This window comes from Xanthomonas sp. 10-10 (assembly GCF_040182365.1).
Lineage (GTDB): Bacteria > Pseudomonadota > Gammaproteobacteria > Xanthomonadales > Xanthomonadaceae > Xanthomonas > Xanthomonas arboricola_F.
The window spans coordinates 2,695,244-2,721,461 of record NZ_CP144460.1; the positions used below are offsets into that span (position 1 = coordinate 2,695,244).

Sequence of the window (26,218 nt, forward strand, 5' to 3'; positions counted from 1 at the left end):
CAGCTGAGCGGTTGTCACTAGAATCAGGCATCGAAGATTTGCAGGTGGTTGCTGGATGGAGAATGCCGCCTCGCCGTTTGCCGGTCTGTTACCGCAGACGAGCGAAACCGCAGCATTGGTCAGGGCATCGGCATGCGTGGCCGACCCACTGCTCTGCAGCAGTCAGGCACTGCGCACCGCGCTGTCGGTGTGCCTGCACGCAGCGCACCCGATGCTGCTGGTCTGGGGCGAGCACGCACACTGCATCTATAACGACGCCTGCATCGCTTCGTTCGGCCCACGGCACCCTGCTGCATTCGGCCAGCCGCTTGCCGAGCTGACGACAAGCGACAGCCCTGGCAACCCGCCTGCCGGCGCAGGCACTGCATTGAATCTGTCGACATGGTCGTGCAGTCCGATCCTGGATGCCGGCCAGCAGGTAGGTGCGTTGTATGTGGCCACTGCGTCCGCACGCAGTGCGCCCGAGTGGCGTAGCGCTGCAGTGTCGCTTGCAGCGCCACCAGCGCTCGACCAATCGCCGGCCTTCATGGCGGTGCTGCGGGGGCCCGACTACATCATCGAGAGCGTCAACCAACGCTTCCACGATCTTGTCGGCGAGCGCCCATTGCTGGGCCGCCCCTTGCTGGAGGCGATGCCGGAGATCGCCGATCAAGGCTATCTCGGCCTGCTCGACGAGGTGCGTCGTAGCGGCCGGCCCTTCATCGGCGAATCGATGACGGCCTATCTGCAGCGCACACCCGGCAGCATGCTCGACGAAACCTTCGTGGACTTTCTGTACCAGCCGATGCGCGACAGCGACGGCCGCGTCGATGCGATCCTGGTGCACGGCTTTGATGTCACCGCGCAGCGGCGCGTGGAAGGGCGTGACAGTTTTCTGCTGATGCTCGAAGACGCTTTGCAACACGTCTCCGACCCACGGCACGTCATCGACACCAGCGTGCGCCTGCTGGGTGAACATCTGCAGGCCAACCGCTGCGCATTCGGACTGGCGACCGAAGACGGCAGCATCATGCGTGTCATCAGCGACCATGTGCAGGCCATGCCGAGCCTGCAAGGCGACTTTCCGATGGAAGTGGCCCAAGGTCTGCGCGATGCACTGCTGGCAAACCGGCCCTGGTTCACCACCGATGCGATGGCACCGGGTGCGCCGGACTATGTGGCCGAGCAGTATCGCCACTCCGGCCTGCGCGCATCGTTGGCGATACCACTGCATAAACATGGCCGTCTGGTCGCGGCGATCGGGGTGCATCAACGCGCACCGCGACGCTGGTTGTCGAGCGAGATCGAGCTGGTGCGGCTGGTGGCGGCACGCTGCTGGGAGTCGATGCAGCGGGCCAAGGCGCAGCAGCAACTGGCGGCCAACGAAGCGCGTCTGCGTCGGCTTGCCGACACCTTGCCGCAGATCATCTTCATCGCCGGACCGGATGGGCAGCCGCACTACTTCAATCAACGCTGGTACGAGTACACCGGGCTGGATCCGGCCAACAACGAGAGTGCGGCGTGGCATCGGGCCCACACCGCCGATGGCCTGCGGTTGTCTGTGAAAACGTGGCAGGACGCACTGCTCGACACCCGTGCCTACGAGATCGAATGCGAATTGCTGCGGTACGACGGCCAGGCGCGTTGGCATCTGGCACGCGCCCTGCCCGTTCGTGGCGACGACGGCCGCATCAGCGAATGGATCGGCACCTATACCGACATCCACGATCGCCGCACCTTCGAGCAGCAATTGCGCGAGAGCGAAATCCGCTTCCGTGCGCTGTGCGAGACGGTGCCGGCCATGATCTGGATGTCCGATGCGCAAGGCGCCTGCGTGTACTGGAACCCGCGCTGGTACCACTTCACCGGACAAGCCGAAGACCAGGCGCTGGATCAGGGCTGGTGGGACGTGATGCACCCGGACGATGCCGGGCGCGTACGGCTGGCGTTCGAACAGGCACTGGAACGGCGCGGCGAATTCCTGGCCGAGTACCGCGTGCGCCGCCACGACGGGCAGTACCGCTGGTGCATCGATACCGCCTCGCCGCATTTCGCCAGCGATGGGCGTTTTCTCGGGCATATCGGCTCGCTCACCGATATCTCCGAACGCAAGCATATCGAAGATGCCACCGCGTCCGACCGCGCGATCCTGAGCCTGATCACCACCGGCGCGCCGTTGCCGGTGGTGCTGGATGCGATTGCATTGAGCGTGGAGGCGCGCGGTGAGATCGGCCTGTATTGCTCGGTGATGGTGCTGGACGAAGTGCGGCACACCTTGAGCTTCGGCTCGGCGCCGCACTTTCCAATCGCGTATCACGGCAACTTCGAGCCGGTCCCGATCGGTCCGGGTGGCCCGCCCTGCTCGCGCGCCGCGCATCTTGGCCGGCAGGTCATCTGCGCCGATCTCCAGGCCGAGCCAAGTTTCGGCCCTCATCATGCGGTGTCGGCGATGCTGGGCATCGTGGCGTGCTGCGTGACGCCGATCTTGTCCAGCGATGGTCAGGTGTTGGGCACGCTCAATATCTACTACGACCGCCCATATCTGCCGTCGCTGCGCGAACAGGCGATGGCACGCTCTGCATCACACCTGGCCGGCATCGTGATCGAACGCACGCGCGTAGATGCCAAGCTCAAGCTGTCGCTGCAGGCGGAAACCGCTGCGCGCGGTCAGGCCGAACACGCCAGCCGGGTCAAGGACGAATTCCTGGCCACGCTCAGCCACGAATTGCGCACGCCGCTCAACGCGATTTTGGGGTGGTCGCGACTGATGCAGTCGCAGAGCTTCGCGCCGGAGAATCTGGCAAAGGGCCTGGTCATCATCGAGCGGAGCGCGCGTGCGCAGACGCAGATCATCGACGACCTGCTGGACATGAGCGCGATCCTGTCCGGCAAGATTCGTCTGCAGTCCGCGCATTTCGACATTGCCGGATTGGCGCACAGCACCGTGGAACTGATGCAGCCGGCCGCACTGGCGCGCGACATCGCGTTGGAACTGGACGCACCGGCTGGTAGCGAGCTGTGGTTCTTTGGCGATGCCGGGCGCGTGCAGCAGGTGCTCACCAACCTGCTCAGCAATGCGCTCAAGTTCACCGCACCCGGTGGCAGCGTGCGCGTGGGCCTGGATGTGGAGGACGGGCGTCTGCGGCTATGCGTGCAGGACAGCGGGATCGGCATTGCGCCGGACTTCCTGCCGCACGTGTTCGATCGGTTTCGGCAGGCAGATGCCGGCACCACACGCCGGGTTGGCGGCCTCGGGCTGGGGTTGTCGATTTCTCGCCAGTTGGTGGATCTGCACGGCGGCAGCCTTGGCGCCTCCAGTGCCGGTGAAGGCAAGGGGGCGACATTCACCATCGTGCTGCCGTTCCAGCATGGGGTCAGTGGCCTGCGCCCGCAATCGGTGGATTCGAGCCAGCATGGGCCGCTTCCGGCCGATTGCCATGGGCGGCTGGACGGCGTGCGGGTGCTGCTGGTCGACGACGATCAGGATTCGCGCGAGGCGGTGCTGCAGTTTCTGTTACTTGCCGGCGCACAGGTGCAGGCGGCCGGCTCGGTGGATGCGGCCGAACACTGTCTGGCCGCTGCGGCCTTCGACGTGCTGGTCAGCGACATCGCGATGCCGCTGCGCGATGGTTACGATCTGATCCGCAGCGTGCGCGCCGGTCGCGCCGATCTGCCGCGGCATATCCCGGCAATCGCACTGACTGCCTACGTGCACGAAGAAGACCGCGACCGTGCGGTGGCGGCCGGTTTCGATGCGCATATGGGCAAGCCGGTGGAGCCGCCCGGACTGGTCGATCTGATCGAAGGCTTGGTGGTGCCGATGCGTGCGGTACCGTGAGCGGCGTGAGATCGCCCGACAGCGGCTGACAAAAAGAATGCAGGCAGGGAGAAGGACGAAGGCCAACGCCCTGATCGCGAGTGCACACTGTCTTGCGGGAGCGCACCGCCTGGCAGCCGGCACGTTTCAATTGCCGCCCGACTGCATTGCAGGCTGCATGTGCACAACGTCATTCGAGTAGTAGCGTCGCTCGTTGGATGCAGTCAAAAGCGCAGGTCGTCGAGGGTGCGGTGCCCTCGCCGCTCGCGGGACACCGCAGCAACGAGTTGGCTGGTCGCGTTATTGAAAACAATGCGCACAGATCATCTCGACTGGTCCTTAGCCCGCCCACCGTCGCGGGACCTTATGCGACATGGATGCCGCAGAAGAGCCTTATCTGCTCGGATTCTGGCGTTTGGGTGTCGAGAGCCGGCGTAGGTCACTGTGAGCACCTGGATCGTTACCGATCGTCGTGTAGCTGGGTGCCCCCGCCGGTTTCTCCCCTGTGTCGCCCGAACGGTTGCCAGAGTTGCCACTCGTGGATGTAATGCTGGGCAGGCAAGTCACAGGGACGTGTGTCCCGCGATGGTGGGCGGGCAAGGCCCCTGCAGTCACGTTGCACATCAGCCGCTCACGACTGATCTGCAACGTTGCTGCCCCATCACTTCAAGCCAGTCGTCACGCAAGGCAGCATGACTCAGGTGCGCTTGGCGCGGGCGAATGCGGCAGCCAGTGCGTTATCGGCCGGGGGAGCGGTGGTGCGCGGCTTGCTGTTGCCCTGCGCCGGTCCACGTCCACCACCACCACCGTCGCGACGGCCCTGCCCCGGCCCGCCATTGCCGCGCGTATCGCGCGACTGCGCCGCGCCATCGGCCGCCGGCGGCGTGTCGGACAGACGGCAGGTCAGTGCGATGCGCTTGCGCGCCACGTCCACTTCCAGCACCTTGACCTTGACGATGTCGCCGGCCTTGACCACATCGCGCGGATCCTTGACGAATGTGTCCGACAACGCCGAGATATGCACCAGCCCATCCTGGTGCACGCCGATATCGACGAAGGCGCCGAACGCGGCCACGTTGCTCACCACACCTTCCAGCACCATGCCCGGCTTGAGGTGCTTGATGTCCTCGATGCCTTCGGCAAACTGCGCGGCCTTGAACTCCGGGCGCGGGTCGCGGCCGGGTTTTTCCAGCTCCTTGAGGATGTCGCGCACGGTCGGTACGCCGAACTGTTCGTCGGTGAACAGCTCCGGCTTGAGGCCGCGCAGGAAGCTGCCGTCGCCCAGCAACGCCTTGATCGGCTTGCCGGTGTTGGCCACGATGCGCTCCACCACCGGATAGGCTTCTGGATGCACTGCCGACACGTCCAGCGGCTCGTCGCCATCGGCGATGCGCAGGAAACCGGCGCATTGTTCGAAGGTCTTGTCGCCCAGACGCGGCACCTTCAGCAGGTCCTTGCGGCGCTTGAACGGGCCGTTGTCGTCGCGATGGCGCACGATATTCTCCGCCACCGTGCCGGACAGGCCGGACACGCGCGACAGCAGCGCCGCCGAAGCAGTGTTGACGTAAACGCCAACCGCGTTGACGCAGTCTTCCACCCGCGCCTCCAGCGCCTTGGCCAGGCGGTACTGATCCACGTCGTGCTGGTACTGGCCCACGCCGATCGCCTTGGGCTCGATCTTGACCAGCTCGGCCAGCGGGTCCTGCAGGCGCCGCGCGATGGACACCGCGCCGCGCAGCGAGACATCCAGCTCGGGAAATTCCTTGGCGGCAAACTCGGACGCCGAATACACCGACGCACCCGCCTCGCTGACCACGACCTTCTGCAACTTGGTCGCCCCGCACAACGCAATCGCCTCGCCGGCCAGTTTGTCGGTCTCGCGGCTGGCGGTGCCGTTGCCGATCGCGATCAGCTCCACGTTGTGCTGCATGCACAATTTCTTGATGGTCTGCAGCGACTGGTCCCACTGCCGCTTGGGCTCATGCGGATAGATCGTCTCGGTGGCCACCAGCTTGCCGGTGGCATCGACCACGGCGATCTTGCAGCCGGTGCGGATGCCCGGATCCAGTCCCAGCACCACGCGTGGACCGGCGGGCGCGGCCAGCATCAGGTCCTTGAGGTTGTCGCCGAACACGGCAATTGCCTCGGCCTCGGCTTTTTCGCGCGCCTGGTTGAACAGGTCCAGCAGCAGGTGCATGTGCAGCTTGGCGCGCCAGGTCAGCCGGCAGGCGTCCAGCAACCAGCGGTCGGCCGGGCGGCCCTGGTTGGAAATGCCGGCGCTGCGCGCCACGCGGCCTTCGGCGTACTGATGCCCGGCTTCGGCATCGGTACCCGGGTCCAGATCCAGGTACAGAAACTCCTCGCGGCGCGCGCGAAACAGCGCCAGCAACCGGTGCGAGGGAATCTTTGCCAGCGACTCGGCATGGTCGAAGTAATCGCGGTACTTGGCCCCGGCCTCTTCCTTGCCCTCGGCCACGCGCGCGCGGATTACCCCGTTGTCGTTGAGCCAGCTGCGCAGTTCGCCGACCAGCGCGGCATCTTCGCCCCAGCGCTCCATCAGGATCGCGCGCGCGCCCTCCAGCGCAGCCTTGCCGTCTGCCACACCCTTGTCGGCGTCGATGAATGCGGCAGCGGCGACGTCCGGTGTCTGCGTCGGATCGGCCAGCAAGCCATCGGCCAACGGCTCCAGCCCGGCTTCACGCGCGATCTGCGCGCGCGTGCGGCGCTTGGGCTTGTAGGGCAGATACAGGTCTTCCAGCCGCGACTTGGTGTCGGCAGCGGCGATCTCGTTGCGTAGTTCGTCGCTGAGTTTGCCCTGCTCGCCAATGCTGGACAGGATCGCCGCGCGGCGGTCTTCCAGCTCGCGCAGATAGGTCAGGCGCGTTTCCAGGTTACGGAGCTGGGTATCGTCCAGGCCGCCAGTGACTTCCTTTCGGTAGCGGGCGATGAACGGCACGCTGGCGCCTTCGTCGAGGAGGGCGATGGCGGCGCGCGCCTGGGCGGGTTGGGCACCGATCTCATCGGCGATGGTGCGAGCAATCTGCTGGGCAAGCTGGCTATCGTGCATGACGGCGCGGCATGAACCGCTTCACTGAAAAAAAGCATTTTCGCAGTGCGGGCCCGTCACGGAAACCCGTTGACAGCGCCGTCGTAAACCTATGCCGCCGCGCTCAGCTGGCGCGGTGCGCGTAATGGGTGGCGGCGCGTTCGACCAGAATGCTTTCGTGCAGGGATTCCAGTGCCATGACGCGGATCTTGCCGACGTCCTTCAGCGGCACCATCCGTTCCACATACACCTCCGGGCCGGCGTCGGTCATCGCCCGCGACTTGCTGAACCCGTAAGGCACAACGCCCTTGTCGCCATCTTTGCTGCCACCGACGTACAGGACAATCGACATGCCACACCCTCTTGTTGCAGTTGCTGCGTTGGGGCGCGAGCATAACGAGCGCGCCGTGAGGAGCTTTCCACGCACGTTAACGCCGGCTGTTTGCGGTTTGGTGACGGCCTCCAGGCAAGGCTCGCCTCACGGCGACTTCACCGCACTCGGCTGTCCAATCGCGATCCCCAGTTCTCACGACATCGCATGGACCTCAAAAGTGGCTACCCGTTCTGGTCGATCCGAAACGGATTGATGCGTGCCTATCCACGCCTGGAGCAAGACATCCACAGCGAGGTGGTGATCGTGGGCGGCGGAGTGACCGCGGCGCTGATCGCGCACGAACTGCTGCGCAATGGCCATGAAGTGGTGGTGGTCGAACAACGCGAAATCGGCTGGGGCAGTACCTCGGCCAGCACGGCGCTGCTGCAGTATGAAATCGATACGCCACTGATCGACCTGGCCAAACAGCATGGCATGCCGGCTGCCGCGCTTGCCTATGGCGCCTGCGCGCAGGCCATCGTCGATCTGCAGGATCTGTGCGACAGCGTTGGCGGTTGCGATTTCACCCGCCAGGACAGCCTGTATTACGCCAGCCGTGCACGCGACCTGAGCGACCTGCGTGACGAGCTCGACGCACGCCAGACGCATCGGCTGCCGGTGGAATGGGTCGACCGCGAGGCGTTATGGCACGATTACGGCGTGCGCTCGGACGGCGCAATCCTCAGCCGCCTTGCCGCCAGCGTCGACCCGTATCGCCTCTGCTACCGCCTGTTTGCCGAGTGCGAGCAATACGGCGCACGCATCTTTGATCGCACCACCATCGCCGCCATCATCCCGCACGATCAACACGTCCGATTACGCACGCGCGATGGCGTCGTGCTGCACGCCAAGCACGTGATCCTGGCTGCAGGCTATGGCAACCAGCAGTGGCTGTCGCAGCGCGTGGCACGCAATCGCAGCAGCTATGCCTTCGTGACCGACCCGCTGCACGACAGCGAGATCGGCGCGCTCAAGCACACCATGATGTGGGAGACCGCACGCCCGTATCTGTACATGCGCAGCACCCCCGATGGCCGTGTGGTGGCCGGTGGCGAAGACGACAACGTGGACATCCCCGCACGCCGCGATGCGCGCGTGCAGGGCAAACTGAAGACGCTGCTGAAAAAGATCGGCAAGACCATGCCGGACGCGCGTCTACGCCCGGTGTTTTCGTGGGGCGGCACGTTTGCCGAAACCGCCGACGGCCTGCCCTTCTTCGGCACGCATGCCGAGCAAGGCCCACGCGTATCGTTCGCGATGGCCTACGGCGGCAACGGCATCACCTACAGCGCAATCGGCGCCGGCTTGCTGCGTGCGCAACTGGAAGGAAAGCCGCACCCGTTGTCGGAACTGTTCGGATTTTCGCGATTGGGTTGAGAGGGGATGCCGTCTTGCAGCGCAGCCGCTGAGTGTGTGGCTGTCACCACGAGGGACTGACACAGATCGCGAGCAGTCGGCAGGCGGGTATGGATGGTGCGCTCATGACCAGGATGGGCGCAGGCCTGGCGGTGAGGGCGGAAGCGTTGTCAGCCACTGCAGATCCATTGCAGTGCCTAAGACCACCACGGCCACCAACCGCGGCCGTGCATTGCATAAGCGTCGGCCGCCCGCTCCAGCGGATTGCGCACATGGATGCCGCCGCAGATCAGATACACCGGCAGGAACAGCGGCCCGAGCAGCATGTATTGATAGACATGTGCGCGCTCGTGATCGCCCAGGCGCACCGGCGGATGCTCGCAGCGGCCCGCCGCGTGCGCATAGGTGCTGCATTGCAGATCCAGCGATGCGCCCTTGAGCAGGATCACATTGCCCAGCGTCATCGCCCCGCCCGGCCCCCAGGGCCAGCCATGAAAAACAAGCGCAAGCTCGTGGCCCGACCAGCGCGGACGCGCGCCAAAACAACTGCCGACCGCACCGATCAACAGGCCAAGCACGGTGTTGGGCAGCGTCCACAACGCGCCCAGCAGCAGCCATGCCGATCGTGCCTGCCGCAACCGGCTCAGTCGGCCTGATTGGGGATCAGCAGCCACAGGATCAGGTAGACCAGGATGCCGGGAAACGCAGCCGAGGCGATCGAGACGATCACGAACAGGATGCGCAGCAGCGTTGAGCTCCAACCGAGACGGCGCGCGATGCCGCCGACGACGCCGGCGATCATGCGGTCATTGAGGGAGCGGGACAGTGCAGTGGTGGCCATGGGAAGGCTCCTCGAAACGTAGCGCGCAGTCTAAAAAACCGCGCGGCAGCGGGCCGTGATGGGCGGCGATCGCACACGGATCGGCGGTTGCACGCGGCGCGTCAGGCGCTGCGGTCGCGCTCCTGCAACCAGCGATGGATCGCCACCGGCACCTCTCGCTGGGCACGTCCGGACACGTAGATCCCGATGTGCCCGCCGCGAAAACTCAGCTCGCTGTAGTCGTCGCTGCCAACCAGCCCACGCAGTGCACGCGAGGCATCGGGCGGCACCAGATGGTCGTGTTCGGCGTAGATGTTGAGCACCGGCATGTCCACGTCCTGCAGATCCACCGCCTGCCCGCCGATGCTCACCTGGCCGGTGACCAGCCCGTTGCGCTGGTAGAACAACGTCACGAATTCGCGGAACGCCTCGCCCGCCAGATCCGGCGAATCGAAGATCCACTTTTCCATGCGCAAGAAGTCCTCCAGCGCCTGCTTGTCGTCGAGGATGTCGAGCAAGCCGACGTATTTCTGCAGGTTGAGCCGGAACGGCTTGAGCATCAGGTAACTGGCGTTCATCAGATCGGCCGGCACGTTGCCCATGGTGTCCACGAACAGATCCACATCGACCATGCGCGCCCAGTTGGACAGCATGTTGTCGGGCGTGTGGAAATCCACCGGCGTCACCATGGTGATCAGGTTGCGCACCTTGTGCCGTTGCAGCGCGGCGTAGCACAGCGAAAAGGTGCCGCCCTGGCAGATGCCCAGCACGTCCACCGCATCCAGCCCCGATTGCGCACGCAGGTGGTCCACCGCGCCATCGATGTAGCGCAGCAGATAGTCTTCGAGCGTGAGGTAGCGCTCGGAGCGATCCGGGTAGCCCCAGTCCAGCACATACACGTCCTGGCCGTGACTCAGCAGGCCCTTGACCAGCGATCGATCGGCCTGCAGATCCACCATGTACGGGCGATTGACCAACGCATACACGATCAGCAGCGGCGTCTTGGCCACCGGCGCCTGCTCGCCGACAAAGCGATACAACACCACCTTGCCGTCGCGCCAGATTTCCTCGCGCTCGGTCACCCCGTAGTCGACGTCTTCCACACCGGGCAGCAGTTTCAGGCCTTCGCGCAGCTTGCGTTGCAGCGACAGGGTTTCCTGCATCAGGTCTTCGGCGCTGAATCCCAACGGCCCTTTCATGCCTTGGCTCCACGTGGCGGGCGTGCGACCGGCTTACCGGCGGACGCCTTGCCGGACGAGGGTTTCGATGTGGCTTTCGCTGTCGCGGGCTTTCTGGCCGCAGGTTTCCTGGGGGCGGTCGTCTTTGCTGCATCGGTTGCAGCGGCCGGCTTGCGCGCAGCGGCGGATTTGGGCGCCGCTGCGCGCCTTGGCGGGCGCGCGGCCTGCGGCTCGTCCGGGGTGGCGTCGGCAGGCTTGCCCGCCGTCCGGGTGCTGGCGGCGGCGGTACGCAGCATCCGTCGCACCGCGCGCTCCAGTTCTGCGATACGGCGATGGGCGGCATCCATCTCCGAGCGCGTCGGCATCCCGAAGCGCTCGCTGAGTTGCTCTACTTCCTCCTGCAAGGCCGCGCGCAAGCGCATATGCGCGTTGGCGAAACCGCCGTACACGTCGCGGAACTGATCCGACAACGCGACATCGGCATAGGATTCTTCGGCCGCCTCGATCCACAGATCGAACAGGGCGCGCGCGCTGGTCAGCTGGCTGCCGCTGCTTTCGTGCTCGCTCAACTTGGTGGTGAACCGGGTGAAGGCCTGCTCGATCGCGGCCTTGAGTTGCTCGCCATAGGCCTGCGACTGCGCCTGATAGTCCTGTTGCGCGCGCGCCAGTTTCTGCAGGCGCGCCTGATGATTGCGGTTCAAGCCGAAGGCTGGCATGTCCAGCCACGGCGCGTTTTCCTCGCGCCATTTGCCCAGGGTCTGTGCCGCCTCCTGCAACCACGGGTCGAAGCCACCCGGGCCGCCGCCGCGCAGCGAGCCCAGCGTCCACTGCATCAGTTGTTCGCCCTGCCCTTGCACCGCACGCCGCCAGGCATCGGAGACTTCATTGGCGGAGGTATCGCGGCCCGCGAACTGCCCGGCCACCTGTTGCATGGTGCCGAACCAGCCGCCAGCCTGGGTCCGAAAGCGATCGATGGCTTCCTGCGCCTGCGGCGCGGCCTGGGTGGGCAGCAACTGCGACCACCAGTCCACCGCCTTGCGCCAGTCCTGCGGGGCGTCGCCGCCGGGCGCCGGCGGTGGCTGCGCGGCGGACCCGGACTGGCCGTGGCGCATGGCGTCTCCCCAGGCGGCCCAATACTGGCGAGCCTTGTCCTCGACATTGCCGTTGTCCGAACCGCTGCTAGCCATCATGCCCTCCTGTGACGATCCACCGAGCCATCCTACCGCGTGAGACCAGGCGTGCCGCTCAGGGTTTGGGAATCCGCAACGTCTTGCTGATCATCAGCGAGCCGGAGATGGCGAACAGCAGCACCAACGGATGGAACTGCCATGGCCCGAGCTGCCACTGGCCCCACCACAGGGATTGGCCGATGTGGCCGGTGCTGGCGGCGACCGCGAGCAGGATCACCAGCACCAGACTGGTCGGAATCGGCGTGCCTTCGAAGTACGGCACCTTGTCGGCCTCGCCGGCGATCTCTTCGGCGGTCACGTTGTAGCGCGCCAGCCGGCTCACGCCGCAGCAGACGAAATAGCTCAGGACCAGCCAGTCCCAGCCGCCACGCATGCCGCAGGCGTAACCAAGCGCCGCCGGCGCCACGCCGAAGGAGATCACGTCGGCCAGCGAATCCAGCTCACGGCCAAGGGTGGAGGACGCCTTGCGCCAACGCGCGACGTGCCCGTCCAGCGCGTCGAAGACGAATGCCAGCGGAATCAACGCCATGCCCAGCAACAGGTCGCCCCGGTGTCCTTCCTGCAGGAACCGCATCGCGGCGAAAACCGCCCCGGTCCCGCAGAAGGCGTTGGCGAGCGTGAACCAGTCCGCAAGTTGGAAATCGCGCAGCATCGAAAAATGGCGTTTCATGCGGAACCTGATCGGAGCGAGGCGCAAAGGGTAACGCGCGCGCGCCATGCAGGCGACCGTTTCGCCCTCGTCCGCTAGGCTGGCGATCAGCGTGGCCGCTCCTGGCCGCGCATCACAGAGAAGGACTCCCGATGCGCAGCATCCTGATCACCGGCGCGGGCAGCGGCATTGGCGCCGGCATCGCCACCCACCTGGCAAGCGACGGCCACCATCTGCTGGTCAGCGACATGGACCAGACCGCTGCCGGGCACACGGCCCAGCGCATACGGAACGCGGGCGGCTCGGCCGAGGCCCTTGTGCTGGATGTCACCGACGACGACAGCATCGCGCGTGCGCTGTCCAGCGCCTCGCAGCCCCCGCAGGTGCTGGTGAACAACGCCGGCCTGCAGCAGGTGGCTGCGCTGGAAGACTTCCCGATGCAGCGTTGGGCGCTGCTGGTCGAGGTCATGCTGACCGGTGCGGCTCGGCTCAGCCGTGCAGTGCTGCCGGGCATGCGCGCGGCAGGCTATGGCCGTATCGTCAACGTCGGCAGCATCCATTCGCTGGTCGCCAGCCCCTACAAGAGCGCGTATGTGGCCGCCAAGCATGGCCTGGTCGGCCTGTCCAAGGTGATCGCGCTGGAAACCGCCGACTGCGACATCACCGTCAACACGCTCTGCCCCAGCTATGTGCGCACGCCGTTGGTGGAGCGCCAGATCGCCGACCAGGCGCGCACGCGTGGCATTGCCGAAGAGGCGGTGATCCGCGATGTCATGCTCAAGCCGATGCCCAAGGGCGCCTTCATCGAGTACGACGAGCTGGCCGGCACGGTAGCGTTCCTGATGTCGCATGCGGCCCGCAACATCACCGGGCAATCCATCGCCATCGATGGCGGCTGGACCGCCCAATAAACGCACTGGCGAAATTTTGACCAGCCAGCGCAAGCGCGTTGCGCCGCAAGGGGGCTGCGCACTTGTCCACAGACTTGCGCAGCGTCCATCCACAGGGCATGTGGAAAACTGTGCGGGCAATCGCGCCTTGCTGATGACGAAGATCGCCGACGGCACCGGTGAGCCCGGCGAGCGCGACGTTACATGCCGGCGGCCCGACGCGTGGCGGCCGTGCAGGACAGCCCAACGGCAATCGATCAGACCCGCGAATAGCTCCACGATTGCATGCGCCCGTCGCGATACGGCATCACCCCATGGAAGGGGCGCGGGTCGCCATCGAACACCAGCGGCAGGAAGTTGCGGTCGCCCTCCCACATCGGCACCTGGTCCATCTGCGCAAGCGGCACCCATTCCAGCGTACCTTCCGGATTGGAGGTTTGCGGGGTGCCGTCGAAGCTGCGGATCAGGAACACGAACCCCAACCAATCCTCGCCCTGCTTGCCGAACCCGGGCCAGCTGATGGTGCCGCGCAATTGCATGTCGCCGCACTCCACGCCGGCTTCTTCGCGGATCTCGCGCCGCATGCAGGCCAGCACGTCTTCGTCCGGCTCCACCTTGCCGCCGAGCCCGTTGTACTTGCCCAGGTGTTGATCGCCGGGGCGAGCATTGCGGTGGATCATCAGCACCTGCGTGCCGTCCGGCGACAACAGGTAGCCAAGCGTGGCGACAATCGGGGTATAGGGCATGGCGCGCGATCTGCAACGAAGCGCATCAGTATGACCGATGCCACGCATCCCGCGTGGCGCAGGCAGCGACCGGCCGATGTGCGGTCGTGGCACATATGCATCGGCTGCGCTTGGCGCGGGCCAGGCCCGACCCGCTTGCAGACGACTTGCCCCCCCTAGCCAACGGCCGCGCTCGCTGATGATGCGCAGGCACCCGCCACTGAGTGCGCTTAACCGACAATTGCCTGCGCGCTGGGCCGCGGCGGCGCCACGTAGTCGGTATCCAGCCGCAAGGTGGCAACTCCGTGGCCGCGTTCGGCCAGGTATTCCAGCCACTTGCCCAGGAAGGTATTCATGCGCATGCGGTGGCTGATCAGCTCGGCCGGCGGCGGAAACATGCCCATCACGTCCTGCCAGCGACGGCCCACGTAGCAATGGGTGGTCTCGGCCTGGCGTGCATCGCGGTACAGACGCACATATGCAGACGGGTCCGGCTCACCGGTCACCGGATCGCACAGGTCGTAGGTCAGGCGCAGCTCGACGGTGTAGCGATGGCATTCGATCACGTCCAGCCGCAGGTTCAGCCCATCGCCGATCGACGACACATACGACCCAGGCGCCAGATCTGCCGGCGCAAACAGGCGGGTGAGATGCTGGAAGTTTTCTGCGTACAACCCCATCAGCCAGCCAAAACGGCTCAGACGGGGGATGATTTCGAGTTTGCTCAATGCTTGGGCCATGCACCGATCCTACACGCTGCGCTGCCGCACGGGCAGCATTGACGAGAGCCCAATGACAGGCCTACCTTGGCGGAGTACTGCCCCGCCCGCTTGATTTCCCTCGCACTGCCAGCAAGCCGTCAGCGGCGTCGCGGCAGCACCCGGATGGTGGACGCCGCCCGGTTGCCCAACCCCTTGCCCAGCCCGCAAGCCCGCCGCGCCAATCCGGGCTCAGAACATCTCGCGCTGCAGCCCCAGGGTCGACAACACCTTGCTGGAGATTTCTTCGATCGACGTGTTGGTGGTGCTGAGCGTGGGAATGCGCTCCATCTGGAACATGCGCTCGGCAGTTGCAACCTCGCGTCGGCAGGTCTCGGCCGCGCTGTAGCGCGAGTTGGCACGACGCTCCTGGCGGATCTGCTGCAGACGCTCCGGGTCGATGGTCAGGCCGAACAACTTGTTGCGGTAGTTGCGCAAGCGCGGCGGCAGGCGTTCGTTTTCCAGATCTTCTTCGGTCAACGGATAGTTGGCGGCGCGGATGCCGTAATGCAAGGCCAGATAGATGCACGTTGGCGTCTTGCCTGCACGCGATACCGCTACCAGAATCACATCGGCCTCGTCGTAGTTGAGCGCAATGCCGTCGTCGTGGCTCAACGCGAAGTTCATTGCATTGATGCGGCGATGATAGGTCTCGAAATCGACCATGCCGTGCGCGCGGCCCACGCGCGAGTGCCGCGGCGCGTTGAGCTCGCGCTCCAGCGGCTCGATGAAGGGCGCAAACACATCCAGCATCAGCGCACCGCTTTCGGCCAGGATCATGCTCAGCTGCGGATCGACGCAGGAATTGACCACCACCGGACGCACCTGGTAACGCTCGCCGGCAGCGCGCACCCGCATCGCGGCGTCGCGCGCTTTTTCTGCATCGTCAATGAACGACATGCGGTCGGTGACGAAGTTGAATCCGCTGAACTGGGTGAGCAGGCTATGCCCAATCGTTTCAGCGGTGATACCGGTTCCATCGGAGACGTAAAACACCGGCCGAATTGTTGACATCAAGACCACCTCTTTGAACTGGTGTCCAAAAGTTACGGGTTCATGCTTGTGCAGGCTCCGCTGTGCACTGCATCATAGCGGCTTCTTCCTACGGTCGCGGCCATTCAGCCCGCTCGGGCGATGGCCTTACGGAGCATCGCGCTTGAACGAGAATATCCTGTGGTTGCATGAGCTACGCCTGGCCGACCTGGCCCGCGTAGGCGGTAAGAACTCCTCGCTCGGCGAGATGATCGGCAACCTGGCCGGGCTGGGCGTTTCGGTTCCCGGTGGATATGCGACCACTGCCGAAGCGTTCAAGGACTTCATCGCGCACAACGATCTGTCCAAGCGCATTTTCGACAAGCTCGCAACGCTGGACGTCGAAGACGTCACCGCACTCACCGCGGCCGGCAAGGAAATCCGCGGCTGGGTGATCGATGCACCGCTGCAGCCGGAACTGGACCGCGACATCCGCACCGCCTACGAGCAGTTGTGCGCAGAAAATGGCGGCGGCGACGTCGCGGTGGCCGTGCGTTCTTCTGCCACTGCAGAAGACCTGCCGTACGCCTCGTTCGCCGGCCAGCAGGAAACCTTCCTCAACGTGACCGGCGCCGACGATGTCGTGCACAAGGTCAAGGAAGTGTTCGCCAGCCTCTACAACGATCGCGCGATCGCCTATCGCGTGCACCACGGCTTCAAGCACGAAGACGTGTTCCTGTCGGCCGGCGTGCAGTTGATGGTGCGCTCGGGCGTGGGCGCGGCCGGCGTGTTGTTCACGCTGGACACCGAATCGGGCTTCCGCGACGTGGTGTTTGTCACCTCCAGCTTCGGCCTGGGCGAGATGGTCGTGCAGGGCGCGGTCAATCCGGACGAGTTCTATGTCTACAAGCCCACGCTCACTGCAGGCAAGCCGGCGATCCTGCGCCGCTCGCTCGGTAGCAAGGCGATCCGCATGGTGTACTCGGATGTGCCCGGCGAGCGCGTGCGTACCGAAGACACACCGGTGGAGCTGCGCAGCACCTTCTCGATCAGCGACGAAGACGTGCAGGAGCTCTCCAAGCAGGCGCTGGTGATCGAAAAGCATTACGGCCGCCCGATGGATATCGAGTGGGCCAAGGATGGCGTGAGCGGCAAGCTGTTCATCGTGCAGGCGCGCCCGGAAACCGTGAAGTCGCGCAGCCATGCCACCCAGATCGAGCGTTTCTCGCTGGAAGCCAAGGACGCCAAGATCCTGGTCGAGGGCCGTGCGGTCGGCGCCAAGATCGGCAGCGGCGTGGCGCGGGTGGTGCGCTCGCTGGACGACATGAATCGCGTGCAGGCCGGCGACGTGTTGATCGCCGACATGACCGACCCCGATTGGGAGCCGGTGATGAAGCGTGCCTCGGCCATCGTCACCAACCGTGGCGGCCGCACCTGCCACGCGGCGATCATCGCGCGCGAACTCGGCGTGCCGGCCGTGGTCGGCTCGGGCAACGCCACCGATGTAATCAGCGACGGCCAGGAAGTGACGGTCAGCTGCGCCGAAGGCGACACCGGCTTCATCTACGACGGCCTGCTGCCGTTCGAGCGCACCACCACCGACCTGGGCAACATGCCGCCTGCCCCGCTCAAGATCATGATGAACGTGGCCAACCCGGAGCGCGCGTTCGACTTCGGCCAGCTGCCCAACGCCGGCATCGGCCTGGCGCGTCTGGAAATGATCATCGCCGCGCATATCGGCATCCATCCCAACGCGCTGCTGGAATACGACAAGCAGGACGCCGACGTCCGCAAGAAGATCGACGCCAAGACCGCCGGCTATGGCGACCCGGTGAGCTTCTACGTCAACCGCCTGGCCGAGGGCATCGCCACGCTGACCGCCTCGGTGGCGCCGAACACGGTGATCGTGCGTCTGTCGGACTTCAAGTCCAACGAGTACGCCAACTTGATCGGCGGTTCGCGCTACGAGCCGCATGAAGAGAACCCGATGATCGGCTTCCGTGGCGCCAGCCGCTATGTCGATCCGTCCTTCACCAAGGCCTTCGCGCTGGAGTGCAAGGCGGTGCTGAAGGTGCGCAACGAGATGGGCCTGGACAACCTCTGGGTGATGATCCCGTTCGTGCGTACGCTGGAAGAAGGCCGCAAGGTGATCGAGGTGCTTGAGCAGAACGGGCTCAAGCAGGGCGAGAACGGCCTGAAGATCATCATGATGTGCGAGCTGCCGTCCAATGCGTTGTTGGCCGACGAGTTCCTGGAGATCTTCGACGGTTTCTCGATCGGCTCCAACGACCTGACCCAGCTGACCCTGGGCCTGGACCGCGATTCGTCGATCGTGGCGCACCTGTTCGACGAGCGGAATCCGGCGGTCAAGAAGCTGCTGTCGATGGCGATCAAGTCGGCGCGCGCCAAGGGCAAGTATGTGGGCATCTGCGGCCAGGGGCCGTCGGATCACCCAGAGCTGGCCGAGTGGCTGATGCAGGAAGGGATCGAGTCGGTGTCGCTGAATCCTGACACCGTGGTCGATACCTGGCTGCGTCTGGCCAAGCTGAAGAGCGAGGGCTGATGGGTATGTTGGGTGCGGTACTGGCGGCAGCAGCGGGAGCTGCTGCAGCAACCACCAAGACGGTAGTCGCTGTCCCGAAGCAACCGACGGGCTGGGATAAGGTCGACTGGGCGCAAATCCTGCTGAACTGGGGAGTTGCGCTTGTCATTCTGGTCGTGGGCATGTGGCTGGCAAAGCAGCTCAGCCAATGGCTGCACCGCGCTTTGACCCGCGCCCGCATCGAGATCACGCTGACCAACTTCCTGCGCAATGTGGTCTACGCATTGCTGCTGGTCCTGGTGTTCGTCAGTGCGCTGAGCAAGATCGGCGTACCGCCAACCTCGTTGATTGCGGTGCTCGGTGCGGCAGGCCTGGCGGTCGGTCTGGCGTTGAAGGATTCGCTGTCCAACATCGCAGCAGGTGTGATGCTGATCGTGCTGCGGCCGATGCGCGACGGCGACCACGTGGTGATCGCCGGCCAGGAAGGCATCGTGGACGAGATCCGGATCTTCCAGACCCGGCTGCGTAGCTTCGACGAACGCATGATCACCCTGCCCAACAGCACCATCACCACCGCGCCCATCGTCAACTACAGCACCCTGCCCAACCGTCGCCTGGAAGTGACCGTGGGCGTGGGCTACGGCGATGACCTGAAGAAAGCCCAGCAGCTGTTGCTGCAGATCGCCAAGGACAATCCGAACATCCTGCAGTCGCCGGCACCGTTCGTGCAGGTCACCAACCTGGGCGAAAGCACGGTGGATCTGATGTTGTTCGCATATGCGACCAACGGCAATTTCGGCGCGGCCAAGAGCACCACGCTGGAACAGATCCGCAACCAGCTGCTGGAGAACGGGCTCAACATTCCGTATCCGCAGCGCGACCTGCACGTGTATCACCACGATGCCGACGGCAAGCCGATCGGGGATCTGTTGCGCAAGGGCATCGCGGACGATGGCGATCTCACCAAGGGGCCGCCGTTGGCGCGCTGAGCGTCCAGGTCACCTGTAAAGAGCAAAAGGCCGCATCGAAGGATGCGGCCTTTTGTGTTGCGTCACCGCGCGCTGTGCTGCTGCTGCGATTTCGACGGCGGCCTTGGCATGGGCGCGATCGAGTCTGGGTGCGCCAGATGCACTGCGTCCTGCAGCAGGATCACCCCTGCGCGCCGGCCTCGGTATCGCCGCCGAGCGCACCCATGAACTGGCGGTAGTGACGCAGTTCGTCGATGGAATCGCGCACATCGCTCAGCGCGGTGTGCGCCGAGCTCTTGGCAAAACCATTTGCCACCGTCGGTGCCCAGCGGCGCGCCAATTCCTTGATGGTGGACACGTCGAGATTGCGGTAGTGGAAATAACGCTCCAGGCGCGACATCTGGCGGTGCAGGAAGCGGCGGTCCTGGCAGATCGAGTTGCCGCACATCGGCGAGGCGCCGGCGCGGATCCACTCGCCCAGAAACGCCACCGTCTGCGCTTCGGCCTGCGCATGGGTGACCTGGCTGTCGAGCACGCGTTGCCACAGGCCGGAACGACGGTGCTGGTTGCGGTTCCACTCGTCCATCGCTTCCAGGGTGGCCAGCGGGTGGGCGATGGCCAGTTCCGGCCCTTCGGCAAGCACGTTTAACTGCGCATCGGTCACGATGGTGGCGATCTCGATGATCGAATCGCGATCGGTATCCAGGCCGGTCATTTCCAGATCGATCCAGATCAGTCGGTCGTTGCCCGCAACGTTGTCTGCCATATCACCGTCCTGTGGAGGCCGTTGCCGGCCGGGGTACTGAAAGGGCGCGCATCATACCGCGGCCGTGCCGCTCAGGGCACGAGCGGCGGCTTGCCACGCTTGGCGCGAAAATAATTGGTCAGCCGCAGGCTCGCCTCTGCCGCCAGCACGCCGCCCGCCACCTGCACGCGATGGTTGTGACGCGGGTCGGCCAACAGGTCGAAGACACTGCCGCAGGCGCCGGTCTTGGGGTCGCTGGCGGCGAACACCACGCGGGCGATACGTGCATGGATCATGGCCATGGCGCACATCGCGCACGGCTCCAGCGTGACGTAGAGCGTGCAGCCGATCAGGCGGTGATTGGCCAGGCGGCGCCCGCCTTCGCGCATGGCCACGATCTCGGCATGCGCGCTGGGGTCGTGACTGGCGATGTTGTAGTTCCAGCCCTCGCCCAGCACGTTGCCATCGGTGTCGATCAGCACCGCCCCGACCGGGATTTCGTCATAGTCGCGTTCGGCACGCTCGGCCAGCTGCAGGGCGTGCTGCATCCACTGCGTATCGATGGCCGCCTGCGACGTATCGACCAGCGGTGCGACCGGCGCACTCACGTCGCCGGACCGCCCTGGCGATCGAGAAACGCGGCGAACGCGGCAACGGTGGCCTCGCTGACATGGTGTTCGATGCCTTCGGCATCGCGACGTGCGGTGGCTTCGTCGATGCCCAGTGCGAGCAGGAAGCGCTCGACGATCTGATGCCGCTGGCGGCTGGAGGCTGCCAATGCCTCGCCGGCCGGGGTCAGGAACACGCCGCGGTACGGGCGCTGCACCACCCAGCCGTCGCGTACCAGGCGCTTGAGCATCTTGGCCACGGTGGGCTGCGCCACGCCCAGGCGCGCGGCGATGTCGACCTGGCGCGCCTCGCCGCCGTCGACCAATAGATCGGAGATCAGCTCCACATAGTCCTCGACCAGCTCGGCGCGGCGCGCTTCGCGCACCTGACGGAAGCTCTCCATATGCACCTGCGCATCGATCAGGGACGGCGTAGCCGCCGCCAGCTTTTCGCTCTTGCCCACCCGCATCCTCGTCGTCGCGTCCGGCATCGGTGCCGGGTGCGTAGTGTGAAGCACGCGGCCGATCAATACGATTGAGTTTGCCAATGCTCAATAGCATAGCACTTGCTATATCATCCATTCCACCGCCCTCGCTGCCTCCCCTGCATGTCCGCCGATACGCTTTCCCCTGTGCGCTCTCCTGCCTCCACCAACGGCGGGCTGGGCGACCACCACGCCAGCGTGGCCGTGCCCAGGAACGGCCATTGGTGGTTCCGTCTGCTGGCCTTTCTGGGCCCGGGCTACATGGTGTCGGTGGGCTACATGGATCCGGGCAACTGGGCGACCGATCTGGCCGGCGGCTCGCAGTTCGGCTATCTGCTGCTGTCGGTGATCCTGCTGTCCAATGTCATGGCGATCGTGTTGCAGAGCCTGTCGGCGCGGCTGGGCATCGCCACCGGGCTGGATCTGGCGCAGGCCTGCCGCGCGCGCTACCCGCGTGGCGTGAACCTGGCGCTATGGGGGCTGTGCGAGCTGGCGATCGTCGCCTGCGATCTTGCCGAAGTGATCGGCACCGCGATCGCGTTGAAGTTGTTGTTCGGTATTCCGCTCACCATGGGCGCGATCATCACCGCGATCGATGTGGTGCTGGTGCTGTTGCTGATGAATCGCGGCTTCCGTGCACTGGAAGCGTTTGTGATGGCGTTGCTGCTGATCATCTTCGTGTGCTTCGGCATCCAGATCGCGCTGGCGGCACCGCCGATCGCCGCCGTGCTGGGCGGCTTCATTCCGCGTGCGCAAGTAGTCACCGATCCGCAGGCGCTGTATCTGGCCATCGGCATCATCGGCGCCACCGTGATGCCGCATAACCTGTACCTGCATTCGTCGATCGTGCAGACGCGCGCCTACCCGCGCACCGACGATGGACGTCGCTCGGCACTGCGCTGGGCAGTCACCGACAGCACCGTGGCGCTGATGTTTGCGTTGTTCATCAACGCGTCGATCCTGATCCTGGCGGCAGCGGTGTTCCATGCGCAGGGCCGCACCGACGTGCAGGAAATCGAACAGGCGCATGCCTTGCTCGCGCCGATGCTGGGCGTGGGGCTGGCCTCGACCCTGTTTGCGATCGCCCTGCTCGCCTCCGGGGTCAACTCGACGGTCACCGCGACGTTGGCCGGACAGATCGTGATGGAAGGCTTCCTGCAATTGCGCTTGCCGCCGTGGGTGCGCCGCTTGCTCACCCGTGGCATCGCCATCGTGCCGGTGGTGGTGGTGACCTGGTTATACGGCGAGGCAGGCACTGCGCGGCTGTTGGTGTTGAGCCAGGTGGTGCTATCGATGCAGTTGCCGTTTGCGGTGATTCCGCTGGTGCGCTTTGTCTCGGACCGAACCCTGATGGGCGTGCTGGTGGCGCCGGCCTGGCTGGTACGCATGGCCTGGGTGATCGCGGCGGTGATCATTGTCTTGAACGGCAAGCTGCTGTGGGACACTGCACTGCACTGAGTGGCGGGCATAACCGGCATGGTCGATGGGACACGGCATCGGCGCGCGCTGCAGAGCCAGTCGGCGATGCACGCTGAGGCTTTGATCAGCGCCGCACTGCGTTCATGCGAGGTGGATGTCCGGAAAGATCCACAACGGCGCATCGACTGCACCGAACGAGCTGATCTGCAACACGGGGGATAACCGCTGTAGAGCGCACGCAGATGCAATCTGCGCTGCAACGCAGGCGGTCTACTGCTCGCATGCACCGGCACGCCCGTGGCCTGCTCGCGATGCGTGGCGCAGGCCCATGCAAGCGCGATGCGATCGCATCGTGCCATTGCCGGGCTGCATGCCCCTCGCCCCCAGGAGTATTTATGGATCCGTTCGAGGCGCATCCGGCCGACGCCGGACGCCGCAGTTTTCTCATCACCGGCACGGTCGCCGTGGCAGCGTTGTCATTGCCAGCGCTCGCCACTGCCGCTGCTCCCGCACGCGCCCCCGCTGCCACCCCGTCCCACTCGTCCACTCACGGAGTCAACCCGATGTCCAATTTCGTCAAACGCCCCGACGGCGCCAACATCTTCTACAAGGATTGGGGCAAGGGCCAACCGGTCGTCTTCGCACATGGTTGGCCGCTCAGCGCCGATGCCTGGGACCCGCAAATGCTGTTCATGGGTCAGCACGGCTATCGCGTGATCGCGCACGACCGCCGCAGCCATGGCCGCTCCTCGCAGACCTGGGACGGTAACGATATGGACACCTATGCAGACGACCTGGCTGCAGTGATCGACGCGCTGGACCTGAAGGACGCGATCCTGGTCGGCCATTCCACCGGCGGTGGCGAAGTGGCGCATTACGTTGGCCGCCATGGCAGCAAGCGCGTGGCCAAGGTGGTGCTGGTCGGTGCGGTGCCGCCGCAGATGGTCAAGAGCCCGACCAATCCGGGCGGCCTGCCGATGAGCGTGTTCGACGGCATCCGCGATGGCGTGGCCAAGGACCGTTCGCAGTTCTATCAGGACCTGACCACGCCGTTCTTCGGTGCCAACCGTGACGGCAACAAGGTCACCCAGGGCATGCGCGATTCGTTCTGGCTGCAAGGCATGCTGGGAGGCCACAAGGGTCAGTACGACTGCATCAAGGAATTCTCCGAGGTCGATTACACCGCCGACCTGAAGAAGATCGATGTGCCGGCGCTGGTGGTGCATGGCGACGACGACCAGATCGTGCCGATCGATGCGTCGGGCAAGTTGTCGGCCAAGATCATCAGCAACGCCGAGCTGAAGATCTACGCTGGCGCGCCGCATGGCTTGACCGTCACCCACGCCGATCAGTTCAACAAGGATCTGCTGGCCTTCGCCAAGAGCTGATTCTTGCTTCACCGCGTCAGGCAAAGGCCGGCTCGTGAGAGCCGGCCTTTCGCTTTGGTGCGCGGGAATGCGTTGCGATCAGGCTGGCGGCCTCAGCGTCGATGGCTTGTTGCCAGTGGCGCCCGTGCCGGGCATCAATGCGCCTCGTGCAGGCGCGATGCGGGTCCGTGCCGTGCTCGCAAGATGTCGAACCAGCAAGTGGTGTGGCAACGGTGCAGCTTCGCGGCATGGTCGCAACAAGGCGCAACGGACCAGCTCCAGGCATGGACTGGCCAGCCACCGGTCAGCGCAGCAGCCAGTACCCGGAAGAAACCGCCACGCAGCGCGACCACCAGCAACGCGACGCTCAGCCGTGGCGGTGCCAGCAATGGCAGGTCAGGCAGCCGGCAGCCGATATCGATCAGCAACGCGAGCGATACGCCGACCGGTGAAAGACACGCGCCCTGCCCTGGCCGACCGTGCGGCCGATCGGCCGCCGCCAGCAAGCAGGTTGCGCCCTGTCCGTTTGGCCAGCAGGCGCTCCAGCACTGCGCCTGCGCAAGCCGTTGCCAGCGCCGGCAACCGCCCTCACGCGCGGCAGGCACGGCCGATCTGGCAGCCGAAAGCGACGTCCATTTCAGCGCCGGGCCGATCGGGAGCGTCGCGGTGTCGAGGTTCTCAGATATCCGCATGCGCATGCGGCGGCACCGCCACACCGCCGCCACCGACGAAGTGGCGCACCACCGGCGCGCGCTCGCCTTGATGCAGTGCGCGGATCTGCTCCTGCAGCTGGCGGTCGTCGCCGGTGACGCGCTCGTGCTGGCGCAGATGTTCCAGCCACGAGGCGACGATGAAATATTCCAGCTGCACGCCGGGTGTTGCCGCGTCTTCGGCGATACCCCAGACCACCGCACCATCACGACGCCGCGCGTTGCCCAGTTGCGTCATCAGCTGCAGGAAGGTCATGCGCGCGTCGGCAGCGATGCGGTATTCGACCGTCACCAGCACCGGGCCGCGATCGTGCTCGACCGCATCCGATTGCGCCGGCACAGGCCAGTGCCCGCCGGGGGCGAGGTCCAGCTGTTCGGTGCCGGCAATGCGTGCGCGCTTGACCAGCAGCGCCGCGATCACCGCACCAACGGCGGCAATCTGCAGGGCGGTCGCGATCGAGGTGCGCTGCGCCAACGCGCCCCAGACCAGCGAGCCGGCCGCCATACCCGCAGAAAACACCACGATGTACAGCGACAACGCACGTGCGCGCACCCAGGCAGGCACCGCCGTTTGCGCGGCGATCTGCAAGGACGACAGCACGCTGATCCAGGCCAGGCCGTTGACCACCATCACCACGCACAGCACTCCGATCTGACGCGACAATGCCAGCCCCAGCAACGAGGCTGCGCACACGATGGTGGCCACAAACACCACCAGGTCGCGGTCGTAGCGCGCACGCAGGCGTGGCAACAGCAATGCGCCACTGATCGCACCGATGCCGATGCAGCCCAGCAAGATGCCGTAGCTACCGGCGCCCAACTGCATGTCGCGACGGACCACCAATGGCAGCAATGCGGTCAACGCGCTGGCGAACAGGAAGAACCCGGCGGCCTTGATCAGCACCGCCTGCAAGCGCCCGGCGCGTGCGGCGTAGCGCAGACCGGCACGCAGGCCCGCGCCGAAGCTCTCCGGCGGCAAGGCAGAGACGTGCGCATCGCGACGCCAACGCCACAACACCAGCAGCATCAGGCCGAAGGTCACGCCGTTGAGCAAAAATGCCCACGGCGGCCCGAATTGCGCCACGATCAAACCGCCAACCGCAGGGCCGATCGAGCGGGCGATGTTCATGCCGATCGAATTGAGCGCCACCGCCGAGGCCAGCATCGGCCGCGGCACCAGCTCCGACACGATTGCCGCCTGCGCAGGCATCGCCATTGCCGCGCCCATGCCCATCGCAAAGGTCAATGCCACCAGTACCCACGGGGTGAGCAACTGCAAATGCGATAGCAAGGCCAACGCCGCGGCCACCAGCAACATCCAGCCCTGGGTGAGCATCAGGTAGCGGCGGCGGTCGACGATGTCGGCCAGCGTGCCCGCCACCAGTGCGAACAACACCACCGGCAAGGTGGTGGCCGACTGCACCGCCGCCACCATCAACGGCGAGCCGGTCTGTTCGGCCATGACCCAGGACGCGGCGACATCGTTGATCCAGGTGCCGATGTTGCTGCCTAAAATGGCCAGCCATAACGCACGAAAGATCGGCTCGCGCAGCGGCGCCCAGGCACCGCTATCGGCGGGTGCGGCAGAAGAAGTCATCGCGGCAAGGCTCCAGTGAACGGG

21 protein-coding genes and 3 pseudogenes are annotated in these 26,218 nt (G+C 65.3%); 9 read left to right on the forward strand and 15 right to left on the reverse strand.

What is annotated here, in order from left to right; all coding sequences use genetic code 11:
- Positions 1-55: 55 nt before the first annotated feature.
- From VZ068_RS11365 to VZ068_RS11375, 3 genes and pseudogenes are all read left to right on the forward strand, one after another.
- Positions 56-436: pseudogene (locus tag VZ068_RS11365) on the forward strand (histidine kinase); the annotation flags it as partial.
- Between the two features lie 90 nt (positions 437-526).
- A pseudogene (locus VZ068_RS11370) lies at positions 527-793 on the forward strand (hybrid sensor histidine kinase/response regulator); the annotation flags it as partial.
- A complete protein-coding gene (locus tag VZ068_RS11375) occupies positions 785-3,817 on the forward strand; it encodes a PAS domain S-box protein (protein WP_349657694.1) in 3,033 nt (1,010 codons plus the stop codon). The pseudogene VZ068_RS11370 and the gene VZ068_RS11375, both read left to right, overlap by 9 nt.
- 676 nt (positions 3,818-4,493) lie before the next feature.
- Here VZ068_RS11375 and VZ068_RS11380 read toward each other — a convergent pair.
- Positions 4,494-6,863: a Tex family protein gene (locus tag VZ068_RS11380; RefSeq protein WP_349655377.1), complete on the reverse strand. Its 2,370-nt coding sequence runs from the start codon at positions 6,861-6,863 to the stop codon at positions 4,494-4,496.
- A gap of 103 nt (positions 6,864-6,966) precedes the next feature.
- On the reverse strand, positions 6,967-7,194 hold the full coding sequence (locus tag VZ068_RS11385; protein WP_259149227.1) for a hypothetical protein: 228 nt from the start codon (positions 7,192-7,194) through the stop codon (positions 6,967-6,969).
- A 186-nt stretch (positions 7,195-7,380) separates the two neighbouring features.
- Here VZ068_RS11385 and VZ068_RS11390 point away from each other — a divergent pair, with 186 nt between their 5' ends.
- Positions 7,381-8,592: an FAD-dependent oxidoreductase gene (locus VZ068_RS11390; RefSeq protein ID WP_349655378.1), complete on the forward strand. Its 1,212-nt coding sequence runs from the start codon at positions 7,381-7,383 to the stop codon at positions 8,590-8,592.
- A gap of 176 nt (positions 8,593-8,768) precedes the next feature.
- On the opposite strand, the gene VZ068_RS11395 is transcribed toward VZ068_RS11390, so the two are convergent.
- From VZ068_RS11395 to VZ068_RS11415, 5 genes are all read right to left on the reverse strand, one after another.
- The gene (locus VZ068_RS11395; protein WP_259167828.1) at positions 8,769-9,209 is read right to left on the reverse strand and encodes a hypothetical protein; all 441 of its coding nucleotides are present in this window, start codon (positions 9,207-9,209) and stop codon (positions 8,769-8,771) included.
- A gap of 5 nt (positions 9,210-9,214) precedes the next feature.
- Positions 9,215-9,412: a PspC domain-containing protein gene (locus VZ068_RS11400; RefSeq protein ID WP_259149222.1), complete on the reverse strand. Its 198-nt coding sequence runs from the start codon at positions 9,410-9,412 to the stop codon at positions 9,215-9,217.
- A gap of 101 nt (positions 9,413-9,513) precedes the next feature.
- Complete coding sequence (locus VZ068_RS11405; RefSeq protein WP_259167827.1) at positions 9,514-10,590, reverse strand: class III poly(R)-hydroxyalkanoic acid synthase subunit PhaC; 1,077 nt, start codon at positions 10,588-10,590, stop codon at positions 9,514-9,516.
- Positions 10,587-11,759 carry a class III poly(R)-hydroxyalkanoic acid synthase subunit PhaE gene (gene phaE, locus VZ068_RS11410; RefSeq protein ID WP_349655379.1) on the reverse strand — a complete coding sequence of 391 codons (1,173 nt, stop codon included), beginning with the start codon at positions 11,757-11,759 and terminating at the stop codon, positions 10,587-10,589. The genes VZ068_RS11405 and phaE overlap by 4 nt, the downstream gene beginning before the upstream one ends.
- 55 nt (positions 11,760-11,814) lie before the next feature.
- Complete coding sequence (locus VZ068_RS11415) at positions 11,815-12,477, reverse strand: CDP-alcohol phosphatidyltransferase family protein (RefSeq protein WP_349655380.1); 663 nt, start codon at positions 12,475-12,477, stop codon at positions 11,815-11,817.
- An 83-nt stretch (positions 12,478-12,560) separates the two neighbouring features.
- Here VZ068_RS11415 and VZ068_RS11420 point away from each other — a divergent pair, with 83 nt between their 5' ends.
- Positions 12,561-13,319 (forward strand): 3-hydroxybutyrate dehydrogenase, encoded by a 759-nt coding sequence (locus VZ068_RS11420; RefSeq protein WP_259167821.1) that lies wholly within the window; start codon positions 12,561-12,563, stop codon positions 13,317-13,319.
- 236 nt (positions 13,320-13,555) lie between these two features.
- Here the strand turns inward: VZ068_RS11420 and VZ068_RS11425 are convergent, their stop codons facing one another.
- The 3 genes from VZ068_RS11425 to VZ068_RS11435 all read right to left on the reverse strand — a co-directional run bounded on the left by VZ068_RS11425 (position 13,556) and on the right by VZ068_RS11435 (position 15,795).
- On the reverse strand, positions 13,556-14,044 hold the full coding sequence (locus tag VZ068_RS11425) for an 8-oxo-dGTP diphosphatase (protein ID WP_046964106.1): 489 nt from the start codon (positions 14,042-14,044) through the stop codon (positions 13,556-13,558).
- Positions 14,045-14,253: 209 nt separating this feature from the next.
- A complete protein-coding gene (locus tag VZ068_RS11430; RefSeq protein WP_046964107.1) occupies positions 14,254-14,763 on the reverse strand; it encodes a DUF1249 domain-containing protein in 510 nt (169 codons plus the stop codon).
- A gap of 210 nt (positions 14,764-14,973) precedes the next feature.
- A complete protein-coding gene (locus VZ068_RS11435; protein WP_005995409.1) occupies positions 14,974-15,795 on the reverse strand; it encodes a pyruvate, water dikinase regulatory protein in 822 nt (273 codons plus the stop codon).
- Positions 15,796-15,937: 142 nt separating this feature from the next.
- On the opposite strand from VZ068_RS11435, the gene ppsA reads away from it, so the two are divergent.
- Both ppsA and VZ068_RS11445 read left to right on the forward strand, forming a co-directional pair.
- Positions 15,938-18,316, forward strand: a complete 2,379-nt coding sequence (gene ppsA / locus VZ068_RS11440; protein ID WP_349655381.1) for a phosphoenolpyruvate synthase — start codon at positions 15,938-15,940, stop codon at positions 18,314-18,316.
- On the forward strand, positions 18,316-19,284 hold the full coding sequence (locus VZ068_RS11445; protein WP_259167812.1) for a mechanosensitive ion channel domain-containing protein: 969 nt from the start codon (positions 18,316-18,318) through the stop codon (positions 19,282-19,284). The genes ppsA and VZ068_RS11445 overlap by 1 nt, the downstream gene beginning before the upstream one ends.
- Before the next feature lie 160 nt (positions 19,285-19,444).
- Here VZ068_RS11445 and orn read toward each other — a convergent pair whose 3' ends face one another.
- From orn to mntR, 3 genes are all read right to left on the reverse strand, one after another.
- On the reverse strand, positions 19,445-20,029 hold the full coding sequence (gene orn / locus VZ068_RS11450; protein ID WP_005995404.1) for an oligoribonuclease: 585 nt from the start codon (positions 20,027-20,029) through the stop codon (positions 19,445-19,447).
- Between the two features lie 71 nt (positions 20,030-20,100).
- A complete protein-coding gene (tadA, locus tag VZ068_RS11455; protein ID WP_349657695.1) occupies positions 20,101-20,556 on the reverse strand; it encodes a tRNA adenosine(34) deaminase TadA in 456 nt (151 codons plus the stop codon).
- A 56-nt stretch (positions 20,557-20,612) separates the two neighbouring features.
- Positions 20,613-21,080 carry a manganese-binding transcriptional regulator MntR gene (gene mntR, locus VZ068_RS11460; protein ID WP_259149199.1) on the reverse strand — a complete coding sequence of 156 codons (468 nt, stop codon included), beginning with the start codon at positions 21,078-21,080 and terminating at the stop codon, positions 20,613-20,615.
- Positions 21,081-21,224: 144 nt separating this feature from the next.
- Between mntR and VZ068_RS11465 the strand changes: the two genes are divergently transcribed.
- Both VZ068_RS11465 and VZ068_RS11470 read left to right on the forward strand, forming a co-directional pair.
- Complete coding sequence (locus VZ068_RS11465) at positions 21,225-22,559, forward strand: Nramp family divalent metal transporter (RefSeq protein WP_349655382.1); 1,335 nt, start codon at positions 21,225-21,227, stop codon at positions 22,557-22,559.
- 524 nt (positions 22,560-23,083) lie between these two features.
- Positions 23,084-23,908, forward strand: coding sequence for an alpha/beta hydrolase (locus tag VZ068_RS11470; protein ID WP_259152438.1), 825 nt, complete (start codon positions 23,084-23,086; stop codon positions 23,906-23,908).
- Positions 23,909-24,216: 308 nt separating this feature from the next.
- Here the strand turns inward: VZ068_RS11470 and VZ068_RS11475 are convergent.
- Both VZ068_RS11475 and VZ068_RS11480 read right to left on the reverse strand, forming a co-directional pair.
- A pseudogene (locus VZ068_RS11475) lies at positions 24,217-24,315 on the reverse strand (xapx domain-containing protein); the annotation flags it as partial.
- Between the two features lie 250 nt (positions 24,316-24,565).
- The gene (locus VZ068_RS11480; protein WP_349655383.1) at positions 24,566-26,194 is read right to left on the reverse strand and encodes an MFS transporter; all 1,629 of its coding nucleotides are present in this window, start codon (positions 26,192-26,194) and stop codon (positions 24,566-24,568) included.
- Positions 26,195-26,218: the final 24 nt, after the last annotated feature.

What these genes read in the sequence shown, in the direction of transcription:
- VZ068_RS11375 (WP_349657694.1), top strand. Translation starts at nt 785, where the DNA reads ATGCGCGACAGCGACGGCCGCGTCGATGCGATCCTGGTGCACGGCTTT.
- VZ068_RS11380 (WP_349655377.1), bottom strand. Translation starts at nt 6,863, where the DNA reads ATGCACGATAGCCAGCTTGCCCAGCAGATTGCTCGCACCATCGCCGAT.
- VZ068_RS11385 (WP_259149227.1), bottom strand. Translation starts at nt 7,194, where the DNA reads ATGTCGATTGTCCTGTACGTCGGTGGCAGCAAAGATGGCGACAAGGGC.
- VZ068_RS11390 (WP_349655378.1), top strand. Translation starts at nt 7,381, where the DNA reads ATGGACCTCAAAAGTGGCTACCCGTTCTGGTCGATCCGAAACGGATTG.
- VZ068_RS11400 (WP_259149222.1), bottom strand. Translation starts at nt 9,412, where the DNA reads ATGGCCACCACTGCACTGTCCCGCTCCCTCAATGACCGCATGATCGCC.
- VZ068_RS11405 (WP_259167827.1), bottom strand. Translation starts at nt 10,590, where the DNA reads ATGAAAGGGCCGTTGGGATTCAGCGCCGAAGACCTGATGCAGGAAACC.
- phaE (WP_349655379.1), bottom strand. Translation starts at nt 11,759, where the DNA reads ATGATGGCTAGCAGCGGTTCGGACAACGGCAATGTCGAGGACAAGGCT.
- VZ068_RS11415 (WP_349655380.1), bottom strand. Translation starts at nt 12,477, where the DNA reads ATGGCGCGCGCGCGTTACCCTTTGCGCCTCGCTCCGATCAGGTTCCGC.
- VZ068_RS11420 (WP_259167821.1), top strand. Translation starts at nt 12,561, where the DNA reads ATGCGCAGCATCCTGATCACCGGCGCGGGCAGCGGCATTGGCGCCGGC.
- VZ068_RS11425 (WP_046964106.1), bottom strand. Translation starts at nt 14,044, where the DNA reads ATGCCCTATACCCCGATTGTCGCCACGCTTGGCTACCTGTTGTCGCCG.
- VZ068_RS11430 (WP_046964107.1), bottom strand. Translation starts at nt 14,763, where the DNA reads ATGGCCCAAGCATTGAGCAAACTCGAAATCATCCCCCGTCTGAGCCGT.
- VZ068_RS11435 (WP_005995409.1), bottom strand. Translation starts at nt 15,795, where the DNA reads ATGTCAACAATTCGGCCGGTGTTTTACGTCTCCGATGGAACCGGTATC.
- VZ068_RS11445 (WP_259167812.1), top strand. Translation starts at nt 18,316, where the DNA reads ATGGGTATGTTGGGTGCGGTACTGGCGGCAGCAGCGGGAGCTGCTGCA.
- orn (WP_005995404.1), bottom strand. Translation starts at nt 20,029, where the DNA reads ATGGCAGACAACGTTGCGGGCAACGACCGACTGATCTGGATCGATCTG.
- tadA (WP_349657695.1), bottom strand. Translation starts at nt 20,556, where the DNA reads ATGCAGCACGCCCTGCAGCTGGCCGAGCGTGCCGAACGCGACTATGAC.
- VZ068_RS11465 (WP_349655382.1), top strand. Translation starts at nt 21,225, where the DNA reads ATGTCCGCCGATACGCTTTCCCCTGTGCGCTCTCCTGCCTCCACCAAC.
- VZ068_RS11470 (WP_259152438.1), top strand. Translation starts at nt 23,084, where the DNA reads ATGTCCAATTTCGTCAAACGCCCCGACGGCGCCAACATCTTCTACAAG.
- VZ068_RS11480 (WP_349655383.1), bottom strand. Translation starts at nt 26,194, where the DNA reads ATGACTTCTTCTGCCGCACCCGCCGATAGCGGTGCCTGGGCGCCGCTG.